The 3,418-nt window shown below is 30.7% G+C and carries 5 protein-coding genes; 4 read left to right on the top strand and 1 reads right to left on the bottom strand.

Going from position 1 to position 3,418, the window contains the following annotated elements; all coding sequences use genetic code 11:
• The 3 genes from SVN78_09595 to SVN78_09585 all read left to right on the top strand — a co-directional run.
• Window positions 1-833: fructose-specific PTS transporter subunit EIIC (locus tag SVN78_09595; protein MDY6821857.1), on the top strand; the 833-nt coding region annotated here is incomplete at its 5' end.
• Window positions 834-930: 97 nt separating this feature from the next.
• Entirely contained in the window at window positions 931-1,965 is a 1,035-nt protein-coding gene (locus SVN78_09590; protein MDY6821856.1) for a cytochrome-c peroxidase, read from the top strand.
• Window positions 1,966-2,088: 123 nt separating this feature from the next.
• Window positions 2,089-2,883, top strand: coding sequence for a glutaminyl-peptide cyclotransferase (locus tag SVN78_09585; GenBank protein MDY6821855.1), 795 nt, complete (start codon window positions 2,089-2,091; stop codon window positions 2,881-2,883).
• Here the strand turns inward: SVN78_09585 and SVN78_09580 are convergent.
• On the bottom strand, window positions 2,880-3,158 hold the full coding sequence (locus SVN78_09580) for a hypothetical protein (GenBank protein ID MDY6821854.1): 279 nt from the start codon (window positions 3,156-3,158) through the stop codon (window positions 2,880-2,882). The genes SVN78_09585 and SVN78_09580 overlap by 4 nt on opposite strands.
• Window positions 3,159-3,187: 29 nt before the next feature.
• Here SVN78_09580 and SVN78_09575 point away from each other — a divergent pair.
• Window positions 3,188-3,418 (top strand): AEC family transporter (locus SVN78_09575; protein ID MDY6821853.1); only part of this gene is annotated, 231 nt, incomplete at its 3' end.

The raw sequence follows: 3,418 nt of genomic DNA, 5'->3' as shown, positions 1-3,418 counted from the left end.
TGATTGTGCCAGTATTGTCAGGCTATATTTCATATTCAATTGCTGAAAGACCTGGTTTAGCGCCAGGTCTTATTGGTGGTTTTGTTGTTGACAATATGGGAGCCGGGTTTTTGGGAGGCATTGTTTCAGGTTTTCTCGCAGGCTATACGGCACTTTTTATACGCAGATTTGTTAAGTTACCTACTAATTGGGAAGGTATAAAACCTGTATTAATAATTCCTTTTCTTTCAACACTTTTTGTTTCATTAGTTTTATTTTATCTCTTGGGTTATCCAATAAAGATAATTATGGATCAACTGGTTACTTTTTTAACAGGTATGACCTCATCAAATGCCATAATTTTAGGCTTAATAATTGGCGCTATGATGGCCTCTGATATGGGAGGACCAATTAATAAAAGTGCTTACACCTTTGCAGTTGGTTTGCTTTCATCAAAGCTATATATGCCTATGGCGGCATCTATGGCTGCTGGTATGACACCGCCACTTGGAATGTTTTTAGCTGTACAATTATCAAAAAGAAAATTCACAAACGAGGAGATTGCTGCTTCAAAAGCAGCTGGTATATTGGGTTTATGCTTTATAACTGAAGGAGCAATTCCCTTTGCTGCAAATGATCCATTTAGAATTATACCTTCAGTTATAGTTGGTTCATCAGTAGCAGGTGCCCTATCAGCTTATTTTGGCTGTGGATTATTGGCTCCACATGGTGGTATTTTTACAATGTTAATACCAAATGCTGTTATCAATCTATACCATTATCTATTTGCTATTTTTGTTGGTACCTTAGTAACAGCATTGATTACAATAATTGTGAAAAGACCACAATGCTAAATTATAAATAATTTTAAATTATACTATTTTAACTTGACTAACCTATGAGTATATTTTAATATATTATTAAAATATTTTTGTTTGTGGAGGGTTTAAAATGAGAAAGTATTCCGCTGTGTTATTAATACTTTTTATATTTGCAGCTAATCTATTTGGCCAAGAAATTTTTGAGAAAGCAAAAAATACTTTTAAACCAATACCACAGGAACCACCTGCAATTAAAGGTAATCCTTTAACAGATGCAAAAATAAAGCTTGGAAAGTATTTATATTTCGATCCAAGACTTTCAAAAAGTGCACTTATTAGTTGCAATACTTGCCACAACGTGGGATTAGGTGGATCTGACTACCAAAAAACAGGAACTGGTCATGCATGGCAACATGGTCCAAGAAATGATCCTACTACCTTTAATGCTGTCTTTAATAGTAGTCAATTTTGGGATGGTAGAGCTAAAGATCTTGCAGAGCAAGCTAAAGGGCCTTTAAGTAATCCCGTTGAAATGGCTAGTGATGAAGAAAGGATAATAAAAACCTTAAAAAGCATGCCTGAATATGTAGATTTATTCAAAAAAGCCTTCCCCGATGCTAAAAAAGCTATAACATTAGATAACGTAGCCAAAGCTATTGAAGCCTTTGAGGCTACACTTGTAACTCCTGATTCAAAATTTGATAAATTTTTAAGAGGGGATAAAAGTGCTTTAAATGAAAAAGAATTAAGTGGTTTAAAAGCATTTTTTGATTATGGCTGTGAAAGTTGCCATGGTGGATTAAATATGGGTGGAACAAGTTTGATGAAATTTGGTTTAGTTGAAATGCCATCAGAGGATATAATAGCTGGAGATATGGGAAGGTATGAGGTAACAAAAAAAGAAAGTGATAAATATGTATTCAAGGTGCCAACACTAAGGAATGTCGCCTTGACATCCCCTTATTTTCATTCTGGAACAGTGTGGGAATTAGCTGAAGCTGTTAAAATAATGGCAAAAACTCAGGTTGGGGTCGACCTATCTGAAAATGAAACAGATAATATTGTTTCATTTCTTAAGACCTTAACGGGAAAACAGCCTAAGATAGAGTATCCAATTTTACCTGAGGCTACATCAGAGACACCCAAACCTGTTCATAGTAAATAAATAAGTTTGATATATTAAGTTATGCCCTTAAATTAGGGCATAACTTTTTAATACGAACTTATTTGACTTTTTTTATTCTTTATAATATAAATTAAAATAAATTCCATTTGAATTTTATATATTATGAAAAATATTATTAATTTTATTATTATAATCTTTTTGTTTAATTTAAACCTAGTTTATTCTAGTAATAATGGGTCAAAAAATGAAAAAATATTCACCTATGAAATAGTAAAAAAATATCCTCATGATGTGAACAATTTTACAGAGGGTTTTGTCTATGAAGATGGGATTATATATGAGAGCACCGGTAAATATGGCTCAACCTATATTAAAAAATATAAACTTGGTAGCAATGAATATATAAAAACCTATAAACTACCACTAATGTATTTTGGAGAGGGGGCAACAATATTAAAAGATAAAATCTATCAATTAACGTGGAAGTCGAGGATAGGTTTTATATATAATAAAAAGGATTTAAAGTTTCTTGGTAACTTTAAATATAATAGCAGGGGATGGGGGCTTACCACTGATGGAGAATATTTGATTATGAGTGATGGTACTAATAAATTACATTTTATTGACCCTAAAACTTTCAAAGAAGAAAGGGTTTTAGAAGTGTTTGACAACAACGATGTTCCCATTGTTAATATTAACGAACTTGAATATATAGATGGGAAAATATATGGAAATATATTTTTAACTGATTTAATAGTAATTATATCACCTGATAATGGGGGAGTTGAAGGTTGGATAAATTTAGAGGGGATATTAGAAGATGTTGAACTTGAGGAACCTGTAGATGTATTAAATGGCATTGCATATGACGATAAGAAAAAAAGATTATTTGTTACTGGAAAATTATGGCCCTATATATTTGAAATTAAGTTATTGCCTTTAGATGATAACAATTAGAATTCTATATCAATCTTTTTATTTGGGATGAATGCTTTTGTAAAGGGTACTCTCGTTGTTAAAAAATATGAATCATATCTAATCTTTTCAATTATTTTTGGCTCTATCTCTTCAGTCTTTTCAATAGTACCGCTATTATTAAATATTATTATATTATAAGAATCTAGATGTCTATTAAAATAATAGCTAGCAAACATAATAGTGGCTATAACTACTGCGACCGCATACCAATATTTAAGATATTTACCATAAAAGTACTTTGTTATTTTTTTCACGACTTACTTATATTATATTAGTTATATAAATGCAAGAACTAATAATTTTAACATCCCCTATTTTTATAGTAATTTTAATTGGCTACATTCTAAAGTTGTCGAATATAATAGATTCTGATTTTATCATTTCTACAAATAAAATGCTATTCAACTTCTTTTTACCACTGTTACTATTTTATAAAATTTATTCAACAAGTATTGCTGAACTTCCTTCATTTATATTACTTTTTATTGCTCTCTTATCTATTTTTTTAATATAT

Source organism: Deferribacterota bacterium (assembly GCA_034189185.1).
GTDB lineage: Bacteria > Chrysiogenota > Deferribacteres > Deferribacterales > UBA228 > UBA228.
Note: the sequence above shows the minus strand (reverse complement) of the source record. Positions and strands in the feature narration are given on the sequence as shown.

Bases quoted from the DNA above. Each gene is read 5' to 3' on its own strand.
- SVN78_09590 (MDY6821856.1), top strand. From the start codon at position 931: ATGAGAAAGTATTCCGCTGTGTTATTAATACTTTTTATATTTGCAGCT.
- SVN78_09585 (MDY6821855.1), top strand. From the start codon at position 2,089: ATGAAAAATATTATTAATTTTATTATTATAATCTTTTTGTTTAATTTA.